At 42.2% G+C, this 23,798-nt stretch carries 14 protein-coding genes; 2 read left to right on the forward strand and 12 right to left on the reverse strand.

What is annotated here, in order from left to right; genetic code table 11:
* Positions 1 to 358 precede the first annotated feature (358 nt).
* From CU053_RS00750 to CU053_RS00765, 4 genes are read right to left on the reverse strand one after another with little or no spacing between them, the layout of a single operon-like run.
* Positions 359 to 823 (reverse strand): M20/M25/M40 family metallo-hydrolase, encoded by a 465-nt coding sequence (locus CU053_RS00750; RefSeq protein ID WP_158106901.1) that lies wholly within the window; start codon positions 821 to 823, stop codon positions 359 to 361.
* Positions 816 to 2,030 (reverse strand): cation:proton antiporter, encoded by a 1,215-nt coding sequence (locus tag CU053_RS00755; RefSeq protein WP_100551290.1) that lies wholly within the window; start codon positions 2,028 to 2,030, stop codon positions 816 to 818. Before CU053_RS00755 ends, CU053_RS00750 begins: the two co-directional genes overlap by 8 nt.
* Positions 2,031 to 2,040: 10 nt before the next feature.
* Positions 2,041 to 2,745 (reverse strand): outer membrane lipoprotein chaperone LolA, encoded by a 705-nt coding sequence (gene lolA / locus CU053_RS00760; RefSeq protein ID WP_100551273.1) that lies wholly within the window; start codon positions 2,743 to 2,745, stop codon positions 2,041 to 2,043.
* 4 nt (positions 2,746 to 2,749) lie between these two features.
* A complete protein-coding gene (locus tag CU053_RS00765; protein WP_158106902.1) occupies positions 2,750 to 5,296 on the reverse strand; it encodes a DNA translocase FtsK in 2,547 nt (848 codons plus the stop codon).
* A gap of 204 nt (positions 5,297 to 5,500) precedes the next feature.
* Between CU053_RS00765 and CU053_RS00770 the strand changes: the two genes are divergently transcribed.
* Positions 5,501 to 6,715 carry an amino acid permease gene (locus tag CU053_RS00770; protein ID WP_100551274.1) on the forward strand — a complete coding sequence of 405 codons (1,215 nt, stop codon included), beginning with the start codon at positions 5,501 to 5,503 and terminating at the stop codon, positions 6,713 to 6,715.
* A gap of 60 nt (positions 6,716 to 6,775) precedes the next feature.
* Complete coding sequence (locus CU053_RS00775) at positions 6,776 to 7,519, forward strand: 16S rRNA (uracil(1498)-N(3))-methyltransferase (RefSeq protein WP_100551275.1); 744 nt, start codon at positions 6,776 to 6,778, stop codon at positions 7,517 to 7,519.
* Here CU053_RS00775 and CU053_RS00780 read toward each other — a convergent pair.
* From CU053_RS00780 to mutS, 8 genes are all read right to left on the reverse strand, one after another.
* Complete coding sequence (locus CU053_RS00780; RefSeq protein ID WP_100551276.1) at positions 7,513 to 11,424, reverse strand: YhdP family phospholipid transporter; 3,912 nt, start codon at positions 11,422 to 11,424, stop codon at positions 7,513 to 7,515. The two genes, CU053_RS00775 and CU053_RS00780, sit on opposite strands and share 7 nt — an antisense overlap.
* A gap of 25 nt (positions 11,425 to 11,449) precedes the next feature.
* On the reverse strand, positions 11,450 to 12,928 hold the full coding sequence (rng, locus tag CU053_RS00785) for a ribonuclease G (protein ID WP_267901787.1): 1,479 nt from the start codon (positions 12,926 to 12,928) through the stop codon (positions 11,450 to 11,452).
* A gap of 181 nt (positions 12,929 to 13,109) precedes the next feature.
* Positions 13,110 to 14,240, reverse strand: a complete 1,131-nt coding sequence (rlmN, locus tag CU053_RS00790; RefSeq protein WP_100551277.1) for a 23S rRNA (adenine(2503)-C(2))-methyltransferase RlmN — start codon at positions 14,238 to 14,240, stop codon at positions 13,110 to 13,112.
* 248 nt (positions 14,241 to 14,488) lie between these two features.
* Entirely contained in the window at positions 14,489 to 17,602 is a 3,114-nt protein-coding gene (locus CU053_RS00795; RefSeq protein WP_100551278.1) for an efflux RND transporter permease subunit, read from the reverse strand.
* 11 nt (positions 17,603 to 17,613) lie between these two features.
* The gene (locus CU053_RS00800; protein WP_100551279.1) at positions 17,614 to 18,819 is read right to left on the reverse strand and encodes an efflux RND transporter periplasmic adaptor subunit; all 1,206 of its coding nucleotides are present in this window, start codon (positions 18,817 to 18,819) and stop codon (positions 17,614 to 17,616) included.
* A gap of 10 nt (positions 18,820 to 18,829) precedes the next feature.
* Entirely contained in the window at positions 18,830 to 19,348 is a 519-nt protein-coding gene (locus CU053_RS00805; RefSeq protein ID WP_100551280.1) for a disulfide bond formation protein B, read from the reverse strand.
* A gap of 158 nt (positions 19,349 to 19,506) precedes the next feature.
* Positions 19,507 to 20,793, reverse strand: a complete 1,287-nt coding sequence (locus tag CU053_RS00810; protein ID WP_100551281.1) for an MFS transporter — start codon at positions 20,791 to 20,793, stop codon at positions 19,507 to 19,509.
* Between the two features lie 261 nt (positions 20,794 to 21,054).
* The gene (gene mutS, locus CU053_RS00815) at positions 21,055 to 23,655 is read right to left on the reverse strand and encodes a DNA mismatch repair protein MutS (protein WP_100551282.1); all 2,601 of its coding nucleotides are present in this window, start codon (positions 23,653 to 23,655) and stop codon (positions 21,055 to 21,057) included.
* Between the last annotated feature and the right edge of the window lie 143 nt (positions 23,656 to 23,798).

A 23,798-nucleotide genomic window follows, 5' to 3' on the forward strand; every position in this document is an offset into this window, starting at 1 on the left:
CATGCCGAGGAGGCGGACGGCCCGGGCAAAATTTATAATCAGCAAGCGACGTGCCGAAGGCGCCAGAGCGAAGTCTGTGAAACAGCTTTTACCCAAGGCGTAGAGTAGAATCGGAGGAGTGTTGTCCGTTCGGAATGAGCGTAGCGAATTTGTGAGGACATGCCGAGGAGGCGGACGGCCCGGGCAAAATTTATACCGCCGAGGATAGCCGATTCGATTTTGTGTATGGATATACAAAATCTATCATGAGGCCCGAGGCACCCTATTGAGTTTATTCTCAAAGGACACTCTGTTTGATGCACTTCTTGATAACACTCAACCATTTCCAGGGTCAGCGATCCTCTTGAGTGTTTCTCTTTTAAATATTCAATATCTGACCACCGTGCTTTACGGATGTTCCTGGCAAGGCTTCTTCAGACGGTTGAAATAAAAAGCGAATATTGATTCTAAGCTTATCTTTCATTTGAATCAGTGCGTGCGCAGAGGTTAACACCATCGCACAATGAGCATCATGACCACACATATGCGCTTTGCCATCAATGATTGATTTGTAATCGCAGGTATTCTGCTCATGAATAGGTAGAGCATCCATGTCAGCGCGCAGTGCAATCATTGGGTAATTAGAATCGATGATTAAATCAGCAATCAACCCAGTTCTACCAATATTGCGTTTGACCTCTAGCTTAAGAGCATTAAGTTTGTCGGCGATAAAGTTGGCGGTATTGCCAACATCAAACCCAAGCTCGGGATGGCGATGAATATGTTCGCGAGCTTCACGCAAATATTGCTGATCAATGGTGATTTTTTCTTGTGACTCAAACATTTACGCACTCCTGTTTTTTTAATTGATTCAGCGTTCTGGCAGTGACGATAGAAGCTGTAAGACAGCTAACCAGAATTAATAAAATGGTACTGTTTAAAATTGGCAAGTCGAGTATTCCTGCTTTATAGCCGACCAAAATAATAGCAAGTGTGGCAGCTGCGTGCGAGCTACTTAAGCCAAAAATCAAACAGCCATCCAGTGGGGTGAGCTTGAGTATGCTTTGAGTCAGTTTGGCTGCCAGCCATTTACTTAATAGGGCAACGAAAATTAAGGTGGTTGTAATCATTAAGACGTTATGTAAGTCAAGTAACACATTTAAATCCACAATCATGCCGACGCTGATCAAAAAGACGGGAATAAATAGCGTCTCACCAATAAAGTGAATTTCAGCTTTGAGTCTTTTTTTCTTGGCAACGAAGCGATTAAGGGCAAGACCCGCAAAAAAGGCACCAATAATGCCATCAACGCCAATGATTTCAGCCAGAACGGCTAACAGGAAAACCACCATGAGTACAAAGGTGTAATGAAAACTTTTTTTGCGTGCCAGAAGATAAAAGAAGGTCTTAGCTATGTATGGGACGAGGAGAAATGCAACTAAACTAAAACCGATAAAGCCAAGCAGTAAAGTTGCCAATATTAGCACGCCACTTCCTTCCTGATGAAGACCTGTAACCAGTGCCAGAATTAATAGAACGACGGTATCAGTAATAATTGTCCCACCTATGGCAATAGCTACGGCTTGGCGCTTGGCGTAGCCTTTTTTACTCACCATAGGATAGGCGATTAGCGTATGCGTTGAGAACATGATGGCAATTAAAATCGATGCGCTCATCTCGTAATTAAACAGGTAGTAAAAAACAGGAAAGCCCATGCCAAAAGGAATTAAGAAAGTTAAAGCACCAAAGAGGATGCTTTTTCGCTTTTGCAGCTTAAACTCTTTCATTTCAAGCTCAAGCCCCGCTGAAAACATGATGTACAATAAGCCTGTGGTAGCAAAAATGGTAACTGCCAGATTCTGATTGAGAATATTTAACGCATGCGGTCCGACAATAATACCCGCTACAATTAGTCCAATAATCTTTGGTATTTTACTGTAATGGCAAATCACTTTGGCAGTAAGAATCAGTAAGAGCACAACCAAAAATATGCTAACTGGACTCGTCAATGGTCGCGCAAAAATATGGTTTAAATTAGCTAAGATGTGCATTTTTTCTCCTTTAAGAGCCAAGTACATCAACACCATCTGGAGGGGTGAATTGATATGTATCTGCAGGAATTGGTTTAGTCGAGGTATTGTAAAATTCAATCTGAGTTGATTGCCCGACTTCTGTTTGAATGAGCATCGCGCTTGGTGTGTCATTAACAAAGTCCATATCGATATATTTTATGAGCGACTGGTCTTCCACTTTTGGCGTTAAGCGATAGCGATGACTAGAAAGCTCATCAATGCTAAAAAGCTGACTCAAAACTTTGCTATCCCCCGTTAGCAGCAAAAGATAAGGTGCTTGAGAGATATTTTTAGGCACATCACTGACGGTAACCTGCTCCAGCTCTTCGTCATAGTTCCAAAGCTTTTGCCCGTTGGAAAGCAGCATTTGTTTTTGTGGAACAAGAATTTGCCACTTAAAGAAACTTGGTTTACTCATCCAAAGCTCTCCCGTGCTTATCTCTCTAAACTCCTGCTCAGGATTGACTAAGGTCTGACGAAATTTAGCGTACATGTTTTTAAGCTTGGCAAGTCTGGTGAATAAGGTTTTTTCTGCAGTGGAAAGTCCACGATGGCTGTCGCTTGAAGGTGATTGTGACGTGTCGGCTACTATTGTTTGTTTCACTTCTTTTGCGGCTGCAAAAACTGCACACGGTAAGTTAATACTGATGCACCCAGCGAGCATGAAGGTGTAATTTTTGAGCTTTTTTATCACGATTTTACCTTTTGATTAATACGTCACGCATGCCATTACTTTGCATTTCACTCACAATGCCAGCACTTTCCATTTCTTCGATTAAACGCGCTGAGCGGTTATAGCCAATGCGTAAGCGTCGTTGAATACTGGAGATTGATGCGCGCTGCGTTTCCACGACAATTTTAACGGCCTCATCATATAATGGATCGTTATCTTCACTCTCTGTATCACCTCCTTCACTATCTTCATCACTGGCGGTAATGCTGTCAATATACTCGGGCTCGCCCATTTCTTTCCAGGCGGCGACCACACGGTGTACTTCATCGTCATCGACAAAGGCTCCGTGTACACGCATGGGGACCCCTGTTCCTGGGGGCAAGTAAAGCATATCACCGTGCCCTAAGAGCTGTTCGGCTCCTTGCTGATCCAAAATAGTGCGTGAGTCTATTTTAGAAGAAACCTGAAAAGCGATACGCGTTGGAATATTTGCTTTGATGAGTCCTGTGACAACATCGACAGAGGGACGTTGTGTAGCAAGAATCAAATGGACACCTGCCGCACGCGCTTTTTGTGCTAAGCGCGCAATCAGTTCTTCGACTTTTTTCCCAACGACCATCATCATATCGGCAAACTCATCAGCGATGACGACGATATAGGGTAGTTTTTCTAAAAGAGGGGTTTGTTCCTCATGTCCAGGTCGAAGTTTAAGCCATAGCGGATCTTTCATGGGGTCGCCTGCTTTTTCAGCGGCAAGGATTTTTTCATTTAAGCCTGCAATGTTTCTAACACCTGCAGCCGCCATAAGCTCGTAGCGCCTATCCATTTCTTTGACACACCAGCGAAGTGCGTTCGCTGCCTCATTCATATCGGTAACAACGGGAGTTAATAAATGCGGAATACCTTCATAAATCGATAACTCAAGCATTTTTGGGTCGATCATAATGAGTCTAAGATCATCAGGGGCAGACTTGTAAAGCATGCTGATAATCATGGCATTTACGCCAACGGATTTACCTGAACCTGTGGTTCCTGCGACCAGTAAATGTGGCATTTTAGCAAGGTTTGCTGTTTCTGGAATGCCTGCAATATCAACGCCAAGCCCCATGGTTAAAGGAGAGCTTGAATCAATGAATTTTTTGTGTGAGAGTACTTCTTTTAAGCGTACCATTTCGCGCTTTTGATTCGGTAGTTCAATACCGACATAAGGTTTGCCAGGAATTACCTCGACAACGCGCACACGAGCAGTAGAAAGTGAGCGGGCGAGATCTTGAGCTAAACCGCTTAATTTACTGACTTTGACCCCAGGGGCAAGCTCAAGTTCAAAGCGGGTGATCACAGGACCTGGAAAACTGCCAACGACTTTAACTTGAATGCCAAAATCAGCAAGCTTCTCCTCAACAAGCAGGGCCATTTTCTGTAAAAATTCTTTGGGAACCTGCTCTTTGACCGCATTAGGATCATCAAGGAGTTCAAGGGATGGTAAACCCGTGATTTTGTCTGTTTTATTTTTAATTTTTTTGGTCTTAAGATCTTTGTGAAACTCGGATCTTGATAGTTCAAGCTCTTGTGCTTGTCCTGGTAACTTTCTGGTAGGCGTAAGGATAAGCTCATCATCATAGGGTTCAGATGAGCGTGTTGTATCCTCCCAAGGGCGATTAATCCCAAGGTCGCTACTCTCAAAAAGTGTGCGCTTGTTGTCATCCGCAAGGTCTTGTGCCTGCTTTTTCTCAAGGGCTAATGCTTTTTTTTCTTCTTTAGCAAGGAGTTTTTGTTCTTTGCGTAGCTGTCTTTGTGCTTCTTGTTCTGCCTGATCTATTTTACGTTGAGCGGCTTTTCTTTCTTTTTCTTCTGGAGATGAGGCGAAAAAATCTTTTAGGTTGATCACGATAAAACGGATTAAAGCAGCAAGTAATCTGATCCAAAAACCACCAGAAAACAGTGTAAGCCCTAGTGCAAAAGCGACCGTAAGCATGAGAACGCTCCCTGCGGTACTGAGATAGAATACGGCATACTTCGCCACTTCTTGCCCTAAAATGCCTCCAGCACCTTCAGGCATATAGATAGCGAAAATAGAAAAAGCAATTTGCGCTAAGCCGCTACCAGCGAAAATAAGCAAAATGGCGCCAGCAAAACGCATAAGCATCAGCAATGTGCTGCTTTCGGCAAAGTTCTTCCGCTCAAGAAACAACTGCCATACGCCATAAATGAGTAGAAATGGGATGAGAAAACCAAATACCCCGCAGATCGCCAAAATAATATTGGCAGTATAAGCGCCGACAATTCCTGCATAATTACGGATTTGCGGTTGTGATTGTGCAATGGTCCAACCTGGGTCGTTACTATCATAAGAGAACAGCGACAATAATAAAAACAAGGCGATTGCCCCCATTAATACAAGCCAGGTAACACGCAGGCGATCGACCAGCAGGTGATCGATCTCTTTTTTTGGTTTCGCTTGATTTGCTGTCTGTTTGGCTTTTTTACGGTCATGTTTGGCGTTTGATTTATCTTTACGCATAAGCGCCACAATGATTTCCTCATATTCTTTTGAGAGTAATAACGCTGTCATGATACCAAGGGTGAAACATTGCAGGCAACTCGTTTTGCCAGATTATTGAATCCCTCACTTCGCAGTGCCATCAGGGTAGAGGAGATTTTCAGTAAGTGGGCGGGAATTTCTTTAAGCGGCTAGATCTTATTTTTTGCTTTTTTGCTGCGTAAAAATCAGGTACTGTTATATGTTAGAATAACACAAACCCTGGAAACGCCTCTTATGACATGCAGTTCATTTACAAAACAGCTAGGCTGTATAATGATTGTTACGGGCACTGAAATTGGTGCTGGTATTTTAGCTTTACCCATTATCACCGCAAAATTGGGCTTTTTAGTCAGTAGTGTTGTGATGCTGGTCGCTTGGTGTATCATGACTTATACCGCGTTATTGCTGGCAGATATCGCACTGTCAATGCCAAAAGGATCAAGCTTTGCTTCTATTGCAAAACGTACCTTAGGATTGCCTGGAGTCGTGATCACCTGGGTTTCGTTTTTGCTTTTGATGTATTGCATCAGTGTCGCTTATATTTCGGGTGCTTCTTCCGCATTTAACTCATTGTTGCCAAATATCTCGCAAGGTGCGTGGTCACTTATTTTTGTCCTCGTATTAGGAGCAATCGTTGTTGTTGGAACCTCGGCTGTTGATCTGATCAATCGTGTTCTACTGAGTGTTAAACTGATCTTTTTGGTGCTGGTTTGTCTGGTTTTCCTGAATTATGTTGATGTGGGAAATCTGTTGGTATTGCCTGTGGATCTAATGCCAACTTTGCTTGTCGCAATCCCTGTTATCGTTACCTCATTTACTTCACACATCATTGTCCCCTCCTTAAGCGATTATCTAAACCAGGATGCCAAGAGCTTATTTAGGGTGATTTTTATTGGCAGTATTATTCCCCTTGTCTTGTATTTTTTATGGTTGATTGCAGTACTTGGAGTGTTACCACTTCATGGTTCCATAAGCTTTATGAGCTCCATCTTTGACCATGTAAATATTGAACAGGCCAATGTTGGTAATATCCTGCACGCGCTTAGAGAAAAAATCACCACTTCAACCGCTAACCTCAGCATGAATATTTTTACCGATATTTCCGTCATGACCTCCTACTTGGGCGTAAGTTTAGCGCTCTATCATTTCAACGTAGACAGCTATCGCCTAAATCGCCTACCGACACAGTTCAGGATCCTTGCCGCTATTATTTTAACTTTTATCATTCCTCTCCTGGTTAATCTTATGAATCCTAATTTATTTATCAGTGCCATTGGATATGTCGGTGTTTGTATTGCCGTGCTGCTTCTCATGATGCCTGCTGTGATTGCTTATAAACTCAATAAATCAGGACACAAGTTTCACTATAAAATCAGTCAAATATCACTCTTATGGATGATCTCATTCTTAATCGGCATCGCCATTATTGTGATTCATTTTTCTTCTTGATGTTATTGCATTTGGAATGGACTCCCTTAATATAGGCGGCAATAATAATATTCCCTCCCCATGATTATGCGAATTTCTCGTATCTTTTTCCCTCACATCCTAAACACGCACAAAAGTATTACACTTCCTCCTGAGGCAAGTCATTACTTAATTCGTGTGCTTCGACACAAGCTTAAGCACAAGGTGGTTTTATTCAATAATAGCGATGGTTATGAATACCTAACCACCATAATAGATGCCAACCCTAAGGCAGCATGCCTGGCAATTGATACTTTGACACAAAAACAAAATGAATCACCCATCAATATTCACTTGTTTCAAGCACTCTCCAAAGGGGATAAGCTAGAAACGGTTATTCAAAAGGCTACTGAACTTGGCGTTAATAGCATTACCCCCATCTTCACTCAATATGTTGATTACAAACTTCCAACAGAACGCCTGGAGAATAAATTGGATCATTGGCAAAAAATCGCCATTAGTGCCAGCGAGCAATCAGGTCGCGTGTTTGTACCACAAATCAACCCACCTTTAGAGTTAATAGAAGCGTTAAAGATGGAGGCAGACGTGAAGTTATTTTTAATTCCTCACAGCACAAGCAGTATCAGTCAGTTGCATCAACAATTTCCAGGCGCTCATCACTTTGTGATTTATATTGGACCTGAAGGCGGTTTTAGTGAAGCGGAGGAAAAACTTGCTTTAGACAATCATTGCCACAACATTTGCCTGGGCACAAGAGTCCTAAGAACTGAAACCGCACCTTTAGCGATACTATCTGTTTTGCAAGCATTTTGGGGTGACTATTGAACCTGCTTGAGTATCGGCTTATCCCAGCTTCCTGTCACATCAAAGCTTATTAAACCGATGTTTCTAAATAGGGTATTACCCAAAATTTTTCCTCCAAAATAGGCAGCAACCGCCACCACAGGACCACCAAAAGCGCCAGCAACTGCAGCAGTTGTCCCTGAAAAATGGGGCTGATACTTAATGCGTTGATTGAGTTGTTTGTTGCGTAAGTCGATACGGCCATTAATAACCAAAGCAAAACTTGGAGTGTCAATAATAATCGAAGGCGTACTCGTTGCGATTGCATTCTCAAGCTTGTAAGTTCCTGTCACGCTATTAAACGTCATGCCTCTATACGAAAAATCATCATAGGGCATAAACAAACGCTTAAAGTAAGAGTCTAGGCTCAAAAGCCCGATATATTTTGCGATACCAGAATCAACAGACAACACAACCCCATTGACCATATTTACTGTTGCAATACCTGAAATGTGGCTGCATTGCGGTACAAGCACGGGCCAACTCAATCCCATTTCCACATGACCTGAGCCACCCTTGAGTAAATTGTTATAACCAAAGTTATGTAACATTGCTCCCCAATCTGATGAGAACACATTCGCTTCCACATGACTTCCTGTAGGCGATAGCGTAAGTGCTCCAAACAGCTTGGAATTTTGATCATAAGCCGATAATGCTGGAATCGATAAAACACCTGCTCTAAGCTTCATGGTCATTACAAAGTTAGGGATAGAATACCCACCCAATTGCACGTGTGTCAGTTTTACATTCATATCAGGCACTTTGCGTAAGATATCTGTTTGCAGCAGGTTATTCAACCTCATAGATACATTGTCACTGCCCGCTGTTTCTTGACTTGAACTTAAGGGGAAAAACAGATTTGTACCATCCACTTCCATCGTCTGATTTAAGGAATGGGGTACTTTGATTGTGAGCGACTGGTTTTGATCTGTCTGTACCATTAGTTTTGTATAGCCGTCGGCTATTTCAGTTTTTAAACCAAGCTTATGATATGAGGCTCCAAAAATATCCAGTTCATGAATTGTCACCGCTATTTTGGGCTTAAGCAGGCGATTAAGACGCCTATAAACGCAGCCATAATAATTGGCAGCGACAAGGCACCCATCCGTGTTTTGGATTTCATGTGCAGATGGCATATCTAACTGCACAAATTGTTGCGATTCTTTACCTGGAGCCATAAGGAAGTTTTTTGTATTAACAACGTTCACCAAATTAAGTACAAACTGGCTACTTAGTTTTTGAATATTTCCGTAAACGCTTAATGAACTAATCACTCCATCGCCATCTATGTTAAGCCCTGCAGTTATTTTTGTTTCATGGTTAAAGTCTAACTTACTGTCAATGTGCCAAAGTGATGTGGCTCTTGGTTGTTTATCTTCTTGTGTTTGCTGTAAAGCCCGCTGCCAGGTACTTTTGAAAGACAATGGCATAAGTTCAAACATGGTCTTATTTAGAGGTGCTCCAAGTGTGCTTGAAGCACCTAAAAAATTTGAACTTATCTCAATAGCGCCTTCATTCAGTCCCCCTTTAACAGCAAAACGTACAGGTAATATCCCGCGCACAAGCTGATCAGCGGAAACATCTAGCAAAGAAGTTACGAAGTAAGGTTTAAGTGGCAGAACAATGCCGCCTTGTAGGTCAGTCCGTGGATTATCAAGATTCCCCGCATCAACACTTCCTTTCCCCCAAATCGGTGTGTCAACATCCCACATGGCTGAGAATTGCTTAAGCGTAAAGAGCTGGTTGTTAAAGATAATCTCAGCGTTTACATCATACAAACTCTTGGCTTGCGGTTTTTTGAGGTTAATAACGCCATTTTGGACCGAGACTCTGCCAGACACCTGGTCTTTTTTATCATAATCCCCAAGTGGAATCTGAATATCGAGCTGCACACCGAGAGCTCCCTGATATGTGGCGAAGCGATTTAGCTGGTCAACAAAGTCTTTATAGTTCGTTTGCGCTAAATATTCATAGATATTTTGGCTACTTGTTTGAGCATTTGCCAGGATATTAAGAGCTGAGGGGATATGTGGAGCAATATTATCAATGCTTAAATCGACTCCTGAAATTGGGATGTTGGCTAGCAATCCCTGGGTTACCTTTGCCCTGAGTTGCTCATTATTGAAATGTAAGCTGCCACTGACTTTCTGAGCAATCCCCAAGCCAAAATAAGGTGAAAGACTTGCGTTGTTAATGTTCGCGTCTATTTTAAACGTCCCATTATGAGCTGGATAAGGAATTTCACGTGCCATCCCCTGGATTTGAAAAGTTGCATCGAGGTCTTGTGCTTGATATAAACACTTCATAAGCCACTCATACAACGAGGTTGGAATGCCTTTTTTAGGTAAAAAAGACTGATACTCTGTCGTTAGCTTATGCCCCTGTAGTTTGCCTAAAATATCAAGCGTAAAATCCATGGGGTTTGAAAGTGGAACACTCACTTTGCCCATCGCAGAAAAGTTGATGTTGTCACTTTTTAGTTGTAGATTTGTAACCGAAAAACCAAGACTTGTCGTATCTTTAGTTATATCGATTTCACCCTTGAGTGAGAATTCTGGCCACGCTTGACTAAAAATTTGATTTTTAGCCATTTTAAAAGAGGGTGAATTCAGGTCAAGTTTCACATGATTTTTCTGCCACCAGAGTTCGCCACTTAAACCCTTGAAATCAAAACTTTGATCGCTTTGAGCAATCCCAAGCTCATTAAAATTAGCCATCAGTTGCACACCTTCTAAATCGGGTTCCTGCAGATCAAAGACAAAATGCACATCGCTAAGCACGCCTGCTAGAGTAATATTTTTGCGCCAACTGCTTGATTCAAGCTGTATTAGATCTGAAAAATCTGCGAGATTCAAATAAGGAAGATTCATAATCAGGCGGTGCTGGTCTAAGGAGAATAACGCCGATCTAAAAGTATAACGCTTATGCTGAGCAACAAATGATAATGGATTTGCACCTAAGACAAATTTGTCCTGATAGCGAAATAAATGCAAATTAAACACGACATTATTAAATGTAGACTCATTGAGTAAGCTCGTTTTGAGCTCTGCTTGCGATAGCTCCCCCGTAATCGTAATAGAATCCAATCTGTTGATGTCGCTTTCTATCGAGAAGGATAACTGTTGATCCATCAGTGGTTTGAGATTGACATAACCTGTCAGCTCATTGATTAAATTCACCAACACATTTTCGTTATCATGCAGGGTTCCATCAAAGTAATATTGATTTTCTCTCTTCTCAATTGTTGATTCGAGATTAATTTTGCCGTTTTCACCGTGCCTCATCTTCAGTTCTTGCGGCTGAATGGCTAGGCTTAGTATGCCTTTGGCACCATTGCTTTGATGATACTTAGCATTAACACTGGCACGCCATGAAGTTGTGTTATCCTCAGAGCATATGAGCACTTGCATGTTATCCAAAACTAACTGATTCTGCTGCAATAGATATTCTAAAACCTTAGACCATCTGCCACCAACTTCATCTATTTCCTTCACTGAAAGCGATTGTAAAAATTGATAATCTAATTTACCTTCTTTAGGATATACGGTTAAAACAGGTTGCTCTACTACTACAGACTGGGTAACAAACTTCCACTCATTCAACGATGCCCAAGCATTGACGTGAATAACCATCTTGGGAATATTTAATGAAAACCCCTGATCCTTAACTTTGATTTGACTAACCTCTATCACAGGGTTAACTCCACGCCAACTGGCATATTCAATTTGCAGAGAAACTTTGGAACCCGTGGCTGAGGATAGCACATCTTCGATTGAGCTTTGATAAGCTGGTAACAGCCTCAATAACGCGTAGCCAAGCAAACAGACAGTGATAAGAAAAGTAACAAAAACCGAACCAAACCATAAAATAAATACTCTTCTTTTCATAAATCGCTGCTCTTTAAAATGACATTTATATCAAGACAATATCATATATTTCTTGAGCATAACTTAACTCAAGCTGGAGTTTAATAGGTTTACTGATAATAATCTCTAGTTCACCCAAACCAAAAGACTCATCATTCTGCAATGCCTCAATGATCGCGCTTGATGCAACGATTAAAAAACCATTGCTTTGATAAGCATTAGCCTCTCGAGTGATTTCTCTAAAAATTTCATAACAAATCGTTTGCACTGATTTAATACGCCCCTTACCCTGACACATGGGGCACGGTTCACACAAAAACTGTGCCAGACTCTCTTGAGTGCGCTTACGCGTCATTTCAACAAGACCAAGCTCAGAGAGTTGGGAAAAAGTAGTGCGAGCATAATCGAGCTCTAAGACTTTTTCTAAAGCTTCAAGCACTTGTGCCTTGTGTTCCTCGTCCGACATATCGATGAAGTCTATGATGATGATCCCGCCAAGATTTCGTAATCTCAGGTGTCTGGCAATAACTCGCACGGCTTCCAGGTTGGTTTTAAAGATTGTTTCCTCTAAGTTCACCATGCCAACATAACCACCAGTGTTGACATCAATTGTTGTCATCGCCTCTGTTTGATCAATAATAATATAACCGCCAGACTTCAATGACACTTTTCTTTCCAAAGCGCGTGATAGCTCTTCCTCAACACCATACATGTCAAAAATAGGCGTATCCGAACGATAAAGTTCCAGTTTCTCACGCACGCCAGGAACAAATTTGTCACTGAATCGGCACAACTCACTATACATATCAATATTATCAACGCGAATGCGTTCAACTTTGTCGTTTGCAAAGTCTCTTAAAGCGCGCATGACGAGACTCAAATCTTGATATACAACCCCTGGTTTAGTGACGGTACTTGCAGAATCAAGTACGTCTTGCCAGAGGTTTTGCAGGAAATTAATGTCTTTTCTTAATTTTTCCGCGGACAATCCTTCTGCAACGGTTCTGATAATAAATCCTCGTGGATGCTCAGCCCCAATCGCTTCTTTCATGACTTGCTGCAAACGATTTCGCTCCTCTTCTGACTCAATGCGCAAAGAAATACCGATGTGATCCAAGTCAGGCATATGTACCAAATAGCGTGATGCGAGGGACAGATGTGCACTTAAACGCGCACCCTTACTCCCTAACGGATCCTTTAATACCTGAACCAGAATGCTTTGTCCTTCTCTGAGCCAATGGCGAACATCAGCTTCTTTACTGTTAAGATCAATTCCTGCACTTTCATCTGATGCAATCGGCATCACGTCTGATACATGGAGAAAGCCAGAGCGCTCCAATCCTATATCAACAAATGCCGCTTGCATACCAGGCAGCACTCGAATGATTTTTCCCTTGTAGATGTTACCGACAATTCCCCGTTGGTTCTCTCGCTCAATATGCACTTCCTGCAAGACGCCGTTCTCAATCACGGCAACCCGCTTTTCATGTGCGGCTATATTCATTAAAATTTCTGCTTTTACCATTTTAGGCAACTACCATGACCCAAATCTTTTATTCCAGCTTATTCTACTGAATTTCATTTGTAGCAGTAGTTTTTTTTAGGTTTTTCTCACTCATAGATGGCAACCATACATAAACACACACAATATATATCCTATTGACCATACTCGTACTGTGTTAAATGCCAGCAATGTTATGCAACCCTTAATAATTTAAACTACGCGCCACCCTCTGCTGATACCGCTCCTGGCGCTTTGTCTTATCCTGCACTTTGCCAGCAAGCTGACCGCATGCGGCATCGATATCATCACCTCTGGTTTTTCTTATCGTTGCAACAAACCCAGCCTCGATCAAATATTGCTGAAAGCGGTGGATGCGATTATTGCTCGGTTTCTTGTATGGCGTGCCAGGATAAGGGTTAAACGGAATAAGGTTGATCTTAGCGGGAACCTGTTTTGACTTTAATAGCGTTACTAGCTCTTTTGCATGCTCTAGCTCATCATTGACATGCTCCATGAGCGTATATTCAAAGGTGATTTCCTTGTGCGGACCTCTTTGCGCATATAATTTGCAGGCATCCATCAACTGATCAATATTATATTTCCTATTAATTGGAACCAATACATTTCTAAGCTCATTATTGGCAGCATGCAATGATACTGCCAATGACACATCTGATTGTTCCAATAAATCATAGATGCGCGGCACGACTCCTGAGGTACTTAAGGTTACTCGACGTTTGGATAATCCATAAGCCAGGTCATCCATCATGATATCCATCGCTTTCACTACCGCATCAAAGTTCATTAAGGGCTCACCCATCCCCATCATTACGACATTAGTAATTTGTCGATCATGCTCACTGCCTTGTTTTGAAAGTGCACGCACTGCTGTCCATAGTTGTCCAATGATTTCGGCAACACTCAAATTGCGATTAAAGCCCTGCTTGCCTGTTGAGCAAAAACTACAGTTTAAGCTACAACCAACCTGAGAAGATACACATAATGTCCCGCGAGAATCTTCAGGGATATAAACGGTCTCAACCAGGTTCCCTCCGACATCAATAAGCCATTTGTGTGTACCATCGCTGGATGGCTTGTCAAGTACCACTTTGGGGGTAACTACTTCCGCAAGCGCTATGAGTTTTTGGCGCAAATTCTTGCTCAGATCACTCATTTGTTCAAAAGAGGTCACTCCTTTTTGATGTATCCATTTAAACACCTGCTTTGCATGAAATGACTTCTCGCTGATGCTGGTAAAGTAGTCTTGCATATCTTGTTGACAAAAATTCATTAAATTCGTTTTTATTTGATCTTCAATCACTGGCTGCTGCATTATCGATTACTCTATCTGGCTAACGGTAAAATCAGGGTGGACGCTCTACAACTTGGGCATTATACACGTGATTACTTTGCGTTCAATTGTTTTTATTAACTGGAGTTACCTACTTTTACTGGACTACCCCAGTTATTAATTTCACTCCCGCTAAGCGCAGCTAGGCTATGCAGACCCTCCTATAAAGGCGTAGGTAGAAGATGGTGCAACTTAATTCTTCATTTGTACGGATAGGCTTTGCTTCTAGACTACTCTAAACGGTGATTTTTATTGATTTGCGCGATAATTTTGTCTTCTTCTTTCCAGCGGGCGATAAGCGCACGGCGATCTTTAGCCAAATAGCTATACACCACGGGCACAACAAATAGAGTAAACATGGTGCCAATCGTCATCCCAGAAGCAATAACAATACCGATAGATTGGCGACTCACGGCTCCAGCTCCAGTTGCGATTACCAAAGGAATCACCCCGACAACCATGGCGGCGGTGGTCATCAAAATGGGACGCAAACGCAACGCGGCTGATTTTAATATGGCGTCAACTTTGCTGTAACCTTCTTCTTGCAATTTATTGGCAAATTCGGTCAGTAAAATACCATGCTTACTAATCAAACCAATAAGCGTAATTAGACCCACTTGGGTATAGATATTAATGGAAGCATAACCTAAGTTAAATAACTGACCAATATAAAGTGGAATCAGGGCACCACAAATTGACATTGGCACACTGATAAGAATAATCAGTGGATCTCTAAAGCTTTCAAATTGTGCCGCTAACATTAAGAAAATGACAATCAAAGCAAATGCAAAGGCAATGCCCATTTGATTTGTATTTTCCAGGTATTGGCGCGCGGAACCCGAGTAATCATGGATGTAGCCTTGCGGTAACTCAGTTTTTGCTAAGCTTTCCATGTAGTCAATTGCCTGACCTTGACTCACGCCTGGAGTTGTCACACCACTGATTGTTGCTGAGTTTAACTGTTGAAATCTATTTAAACTCAGTGGCACGCTTTGGGTTTCAAAATTCACAATCGCTGATAATGGAATCAGTTTACCGCTTGCAGTAGTGATGCGAATTTGTCCTAATTGTTCTTTAGTCAGTTTCATGCTGTCTAGAAGCTCAGGAATCACCTGATAGCTATAGCCTAGCATGCTAAAGTAGTTCACATATCCGCCTGAATAAGCATATCCTAAGGCTTGAGCAGTTTGCTGCATGTTGATGCCTAAGGAGGCAGCTTTTTCACGATCGATTTGGACGATCATTTGTGGATTATCGAATTGTAAATCGCTCTGGGCAAAGACGAACAAACCGCTAGACATCATTTTCTGAATGACATCATTTGCAAGCGCATAAATGCCAGGATAGCTATTAACCGATTGAATCACAAATTGCATGGCTGGACCAAAGGAAATTCCTGGAAGGGAAGGCATTTCAAAGGTGTAAATTTGTGAGCCTGCTACATTATTAACCAGATTTTGCAGTATTGGCTTGATTTGCATTTGTGTTTCTTTGCGCTCACTCCATGGCTTTAATACCACCCCACCAAAGCTGCTATTGCTTTGTGGGTAACCATTCACCACAAAAGTAGAGTCAACCCCTGGCAGGCTTTGCATGTCTTTGTAAAGTGCTGGCGCAAAAGTATTAAGATAATGGATGTTAGCAGGAGAAGGGGCTGTGCCTTGAATTCCAATAAATGCCTGATCTTCCGTTGGTGCTAACTCAGATTTTGTACCCGCAAACAAGAAGTAACAGCTGATAAGCACTACTGCGCCAAATAGGATGACAACAATACGGACACTTATGACTAAGCGTAGTGCGCGCTCATAGGCATTTTTCAGTTTCTCAAAAATTGAGTCAATAAACTTAACGGTTTTTGCCTCAGTAATCGATTTAGACAGCACTTTGGAGCACAGCATGGGTGAGAACGTATAAGCGACAATCCCTGAGATGACAACGGCGCCTGCTAAAGAGTAGGCAAATTCAGTAAATAAGATCCCCGTGAGTCCACCCATCATGCCGATCGGTAAGTACACCGCAACAAGGGTTAAGGTCATCAAAATCACGGGATTGGCAATCTCTCTGGCGCCTTGGATAGCTGCTTCAAGAGGTGTTGCCCCTTCTTCGACATGGCGATAAATATTTTCTAAAACGACAATAGCATCATCGACCACCAGCCCAATTGCCAGCACCATAGATAATAGGGTTAAGAGGTTAATCGAAAAGCCCATTAAAAACATCAGTAAAAACGAGCCAATCATCGATAGCGGGATGGCGACAACAGGGATGATGACCGATCTAAACGAGCCAATAAATAGGAATAAGACAATCGTTACAATAATAACGGCTTCAATAAGTGTTTTGACCACATCTTCAATCGAAGCTTTAATGTAGGTCGTGTTGTTGTAGACAATATTCATATTCAGACCCGTTGGAAGCGTTAGCTGAATATTAGGCAACTCTTTCATGATGTGATCAACCACGGTCAGGACATTGGCGTCAGAAGCGGTAACAACGCCCGCAAAGACTCCATATTTTCCGTTAAAGCTGACATTAGCAGTATAGCTTTGCGCGCCTAATTCTACGGTGGCAACATCACCTAGCCGAACGAGATTCCCGCTTTCATTTTTAACAACCAGTTGCTTATAAGTTTGTGCATCTTCTAAATTGGTGGAGGGGTTTAGGGTGATATTAAAATAAGGACCTTTGATCTGACCGCCTGCGGCGATTAAACTATTGGCTTGAAGGGCGCTCGCGATGTCTTGCGGCGTGACGTTAAAGCGTGCCATTTTGTCATAATTCAACCAAATGCGCATGGCATAGTCTTTCTCACCCCAGATAATAATATTGGAGATTCCTCCTAAGGATTGTAACTTTGGTGTGAGCTGATTCTTAATATAAGCGGTGATTTCCTGCTCGTTAAGCACATCACTGGTAAACCCAAGGATAAGTGAAGGGAAAGAGTTGCCCGATTGCATATTAATGGCTGGCGATTGCGCGCCAGAGGGCATCTGGTTTTGTACGGCATTAACTTTTTGTACAACCTGACTTAATACATTATTGGGATCAGCGCCCAGTTTGACATTGATCGTCAGAGTACTCAATCCAAGCACGCTTTGAGATGTCATATAGTCAATACCATCTGCGGCCCCCACAGACTGCTCCAAAGGAGTAGTGATGAAGCCTTGAATAACCTCAGGATTAGCACCTGGGTAGGCAGTAGTAACAGTGATTGTGGCGTTATTCATATAAGGATATTGACGCACCTGTAAGGTGAATGCCGTGCCAATGCCCGCAACCAGAATGAGTAAACTGATGACCGTAGACAGAACAGGTCTTTTTATAAAGATATCAATAAAGTGCATATGCCTGTTCCCTATGGGTTATTCTTGAAATTAAAGTCGTTATTGATAGTCACACTGCCACCATTATGCAGCTTGTTCTGACCTGAAGTTACTACGATATCATTCGCTTTAATGCCCTCAACAATCACCTTGTTATCGTTTGTCATCGTTGTTTTAACCGGCATTTGTTTGGCTGTATATTGTTGCTTGCCCGTTGAAATCATCTCAGCATGACCATCTTTCATTTCACTATATTCAGCTATTACAGGCTTTCCCTCTTGATAGTCTGGTTGAAGAACATAGACTGTTTCGCCATAAAGTGTGTAGCTTACCGCATTTCTGGGAATAATGATGGTATTCTCTATAGGCGGTAAAATAAGGCTGACATCGAGGAACATTCCAGGATAAATCATGTGTGCCTGGTCTTTGTTGTCATAGGTTGCCTGGACGTTAATCGCGCGATTATTGCTGGTAATTTCTGAATTTATCGCTGTGATTTTAGCTTTAAAAGTAACTCCAGGGTAAGTGTCGCTGGTAAATTCAATTTCACCGCTAACTTTCACATCGCTTAAGTTATTTTGGGTAATAGTGAAGTTAATATAGATAGGGGAAATTTCAGTTAAAGTTGCGGCATTACTCCCTGCGCTAAAGTATTGTCCCAGACTAATATTTCTTAATCCAATTTTGCCATCAAAGGGTGCTTTGACAATGTGATAATTAATGTTTGCCTGGATAGATTCAACATTGGCAAGATTAGCCTCGTATTGCGCTTTTGATTGATCGGCTGTTTGTTGAGATACGGCTTGTTGCTTTAAGAGATCAAGATCGCGCTGATAGGTGATCTTGGCAAGTGATAGATTAGCTTCTGCCTGTTTTAATTGAGCTTGGAGCTGTTGTGTGTCTAATGTGAATAAAACTTCGCCTTTTTTCACCATCTGTCCTGCTTCAAAAGAAATTGACGAAACCAAACCCGTAGCTTGTGCCGTAACGCTGACATTTTGAATTGCAACGGCCTCACCGATGGTTTTGACACTTGGATACCACGTTTCAGCACTTGCTTTACTCGCGGTGACTTCAGGGGGTTGCATTTTCCATGTTGCCATCGCCGCAGCTTTTTTACCGTTGACAAAACCAGTAAAGCCAAAGATGCCGCCAAAAATAACAATGAGTATGGCAACGACGATGATAAAAGCTTTGACCAGCTTTTTCTTGGGTGCTTTTAGAGAGAGTTCTGTCATGATGGATCCTTTAATTTTCGTTTTTTCTAAGATGATTGGAGGCGTTATAAAATAAAAATTGCCAAAAATGTAGCACACAAAGGGTGGTAAAGACAATAAAACTATAGGCGGCCATACTTAAACCAAAGAGCTGCCAGTCAACCTGTGAACAATCAGGACCGCTCATAAAAAGCGATTTAAGGAAATCAAGAAAGGGCAGATTTTGAAATAAGCTGTCAATACCTGCCTTGCAGCTGCCTGCATATTGGCTGGCATGGATTTGCATCCAAACTTGTTTTAAGGCGATCAGGGCTCCCAGTATAGCAACAACGCCGATAACAAAACTATAAATTCGCACGCCAGTGGTGTGAGGTTTATGGATAAGCGCGATCAAAGCAAAAACCGTGATAAGTAAAATGGCAAATTGCTGCAATAAACACATGGGGCATGGCTTTAAGCCTGTCAGTTCAAAGTAAATGATTCCACCAATCACCAGAAGACCAATGATAAAGGTCTTAATATATAATTGTGGGCTTTTAAATCCGTGCATTGAGCGTCCCTTAGTGTTGAATTGTTTTTGCTGCCATTATAAATAAAAAAGCTGTGAAGTCATTAGCTTCCACCGCAGATGCTATATATACCCATCGCAAATCATTCCACCCGACCACGCTCTCTGGAGTGTGCAGGTATGGGTGCTAGTGACTAGCCTTAGTGAACAGGGATAGTATTATTATCGGCAGGGCTTGGGATGGTTTGCATTTTAAATGATAATGCCAGGCAAACACAAAATAAGGCAATAATAAGAATGAAAATCTTCTGGTAAATATCGGCTGGATATTGGTGAGCATGTTGCATCTCTGGTGTACTGGTGATGTGAATAAGTATCCCAACGATTTGAATGCTAATGGCGCCAAGCAGTACTGAGAACATATTAGTAATTCCAAGAGAGATGCCTGAGAAATGCCGTGGCACAAGCAAAGCCGAACGGTTATACGATGGGATAATGCCTGCGTTACAAATTCCATAGCAAAAATAAACCATTTGCAACTCAAACGTTGATAAACCAGGAACATATATGATGATAATCATAAAAATAAGGCAAAAAAGCGCCGATAAACGCATGAGATAAAGTGCATTACAAAGGCTGTTTAGAAAACCAAATAACGGGCAACCAAATACCATACCAATAAAAATTAGGCTTGTAGTAAAAGCCGCATCAGCGTGTGTCAAGCCGCGAAAGCTCTCCGTAAATGACGCTCCCCACATTTCAGCAAATACCGTTGTCGGACCATACAGGCAACCAATGAAAATGCAATTTGCCCATAACCCTTTGTTGCGTAGAATTTCTTTGACTCCGTGTAAAATTAAAGAGGGGGTTTGCTGGGCGCTGTGCAAGTGATGTGCTTTGATATATCGACTAAGCCATAGCATCAAAAAACCAATGACAAAAAACAGCCCTGCAAAACTTAACATGGCAAAACTCACGCCAACCTGGTCAACATAAAGACTCATCGGAGCCTCTCCTACAGCAGCCCCAAGCATACCCATCGCTTGGGTAATCCCCGTTAGCATGGCAAAAATATTTGGAGTAAAAAAATTGATGGCAAGGCGCAGGGTTCCCACAAACGCAAACGCGCCACAAAATCCCATCAGCATGCGGGCGACAATGGCAAGTGTCAAGCTATGCGCTAAGGCAAATATGATGCAGGCAATCCCAGTTAAGAAGGCGGCAAACATCATCACTTTTTTGGGTCCAAACTTATCAGTGATCATCCCAACCGGAATTTGCATCAGGATATAAGGGTAATAAAAAAAGGCGGATAAAGCCCCAAGACCTACAGCAGTGATAGAAAATCTATCGGAAAGTTCGGGTAGCATAACGCTCGGGGAGACGCGCAAAAAATATTCACAGAAGAAGAAAAATGCGCCTAAAAACCAGATAAAGAGTGCCAGATGTGTTTTATTAGTCGTTTTCAAAATCATAGCCATTTTCATTGAGCGAAGGCGTATTATGGGGTTAGTATAAATGGATTGCAAAGAAAAATTGGCTTAGACAAAATTTTGCCGCAGTCTTCCTGCCTTCGTGGGAATGACAGCGTATCGGTGTGAGTGATAGGTGTCCGTCACACTGACGACTCACACTTGGTGATCGGAGGAAACATAGTCACCGCTCTTGTTTTATATAAGTTGCCCAACGTCGCTCGTGTTTTAATGAGGTGACCCTAGGTGGGTTAGTGCTTTCAAACCGTAAATAATTTAAACGAGCTGTTTTTCAAGCTTATCCAGCGTCATTTTCAGATCATACAGTATGGTCATTGCCTCAATTGGGGTGAGCTGATTTGGATCAAGTGCTTTAAGTTTTTCAATCAGAGACTGATAATGACCTGTGTCATTATGATCATCACTTACGGCAGTAAAATCCAGGCTTTGTTGAATCGGCGCATAAGGATCACTATCACGTGCCTCTAAACGTTTTAAAATCTTTTTAGCATTGCTTAAGACATCTTGTGGCACGCCTGCAAGTTTTGCTACCTGGATGCCATAACTTTTTGCAGCAGCGCCTGGTTTGGCATGATGCAAGAAGATGATATTATCTTTATGTTCAGTGGCTTCAAAGTGGATGTTTTCAAGATTTGAATATTGCGCAGCAAGATGTGTCAGCTCAAAATAATGCGTCGCAAATAAGGTATAGGCTTCAATCTTCAAAAGCTTTTCCGCGCACGCCATAGCAAGGGCTAAGCCATCAAAGGTGCTCGTTCCTCTGCCGATTTCATCCATAAGCACCAGGCTCTTAGCGGTGGCATGTCGCAAAATATGCGCGCACTCGGTCATTTCCACCATAAAGGTTGAGCGACCTGAGCTTATATCATCAGAGGCGCCGATGCGCGTATAAATGGCGTCAACCTCGCCGATTAGGGCTTCTTTGGCAGGAACAAATGAACCGATATGGGTGAGAAAAACAATGTGGGCAATTTGACGCATATACGTTGATTTTCCGCCCATATTGGGACCGGTAATAATTTGTAGATGCTTGCTATCATTAAGTACGCTATCGTTGGCGATAAAGGGTTGTTTGGACAGCGCTTCAATCACTAAATGGCGACCTTGATCAATATGGATGACTTTATCTTTGGTAAGTCTGGGGCAATGTAGTTTCAAGGTGATGGCGCGTTCAGCCAAATTAGTCAGCACGTCGATTTCGGCGATCGCTTTCGCGGTTTGTTGCAGTTGGGTATAAAAGCTTAAAATCTTTTCCAGAATTTTTTGATATAGATCTTTTTCATAGGCTAATGCCTTTTCGGCACTGCTTAGGATTTTATCTTCAAAGGATTTTAACTCTGGCGTGATATAACGTTCGGCATTTTTAAGTGTCTGGCGACGCGCGTAATCCACAGGCAGCTCAAACGTATGAGCTTTCGAGATTTCAATATAAAATCCATGGACTTTGTTGTAGTTCACTTTAAGGCTGTTAATGCCTGTTCTTTGGCGCTCCTGCTGTTCAAGTCTGATCAGATAATCTCCCGCGTTTTGGCTAATGTTTCTAAGCTCATCAAGTGCTTGATCAAAGCCTTCCTTGATCACCCCGCCATCTCGAATGGTAATCGGAGGTTCATCAACTATTGCAACGGATAATAAATCGACAATTTCAGGCAAGAGACTCAAGTGATGTGCATGTTGTCGAAGTTGTTCATTTTGCTGTCTTGTTTCAACAACGTTTTTCAAGTGAGGTAAGAGCTGTAACGTCTGACGTAATGCGATCAGATCCTTAGGCTTAGCGCTATTAAGCGCAATGCGTGAGGCAATGCGCTCAATATCCTGAGTTTGTTTTAAATGATGCTGGATCTCAGTGATGGCAGATTGTGCCATTAAATCGCGTATTGCATCCTGGCGCATGCGCAATAAAGCATGATCCTTAATCGGTGATTTAAACCACTGTTTCAATAAGCGGTGCCCTAGTGCACTTTGACATTGATTCAGTATGGCAAAAAGCGTATGGTTTTGTTTGCCTGCAAGGCTTGTCTCAATCTCAAGGTTTTTTCGACTGGCTGCATCGATACTTAGTAGAGATTCAACTGCTTCAATGGAAATATTATGTAAGTGCCTGAGTGTTGCTTTTTGTGTATTCTCCAAATAGGTTAATAAGGCACCTGCGGCAGATAATGCCAATGGTTTTTTGTTCAGCTCATCATTTAGTACGCCACAGCCAAAGTAGTGCTGGATTAATTTTTTGGCACTCATCAGCTGAAATTCCCATTCAGGACGCTGTTGAATTGTAATACTTTCATGGCTTAGGCTTGATTTAATATCGCTGTCCTTTGTGTCACAAACGATCAATTCTTTGGCTTTCAAACGATGGATCTGATCGATAAGTGTATTGTCTTGTCGGTTCAGTTCCAGTACGCGAAGCTCACCTTGGGTAAACTCCAGGTAGGCAATGCCAACGCGTGTTTTACTTTCAAAGACGGACATTAAAATGTTGCTGTCATGACTGTCAGTAAAGTTCTCTTCGGTGACGGTTGCAGGGGTGATGACTCTCACGACTTCGCGCGCCACCGGACCTTTATTATCCACATCACCTACTTGCTCACAGATCGCGACACTTAATCCTTGCCTGACTAAGCGTGATAAATAGTTCTCCGCAGCGTGATAGGGAACCCCTGCCATGGCAATGGGTTCTCCATTAGATTTCCCCCGACTTGTCAGACTGATATCCAGGAGTTTTGCCGCTTGGTGTGCGTCGTCATAAAAGAGTTCATAAAAATCCCCCATGCGATAAAACAAAAGCGTATCAGGATAGTCAGCTTTAATGTTTAAATATTGTTGCATCATTGGGGTGTGGGAGACAGCTGTAGACATGTGAGCATTCAGATTGGCAATTGTAAGTGCTCACCATTGTACACGATCAATGAACAAGTTTTAAGAGGAGTTCTTGAGCTTTGAGAGCCGTGGGCTTTGCGTGCAGCAGGGGGCATGTGAAGCGGACGGGGTGATCTTCACAA

Source organism: Caedibacter taeniospiralis (assembly GCF_002803295.2).
GTDB lineage: Bacteria > Pseudomonadota > Gammaproteobacteria > Francisellales > Francisellaceae > Caedibacter > Caedibacter taeniospiralis.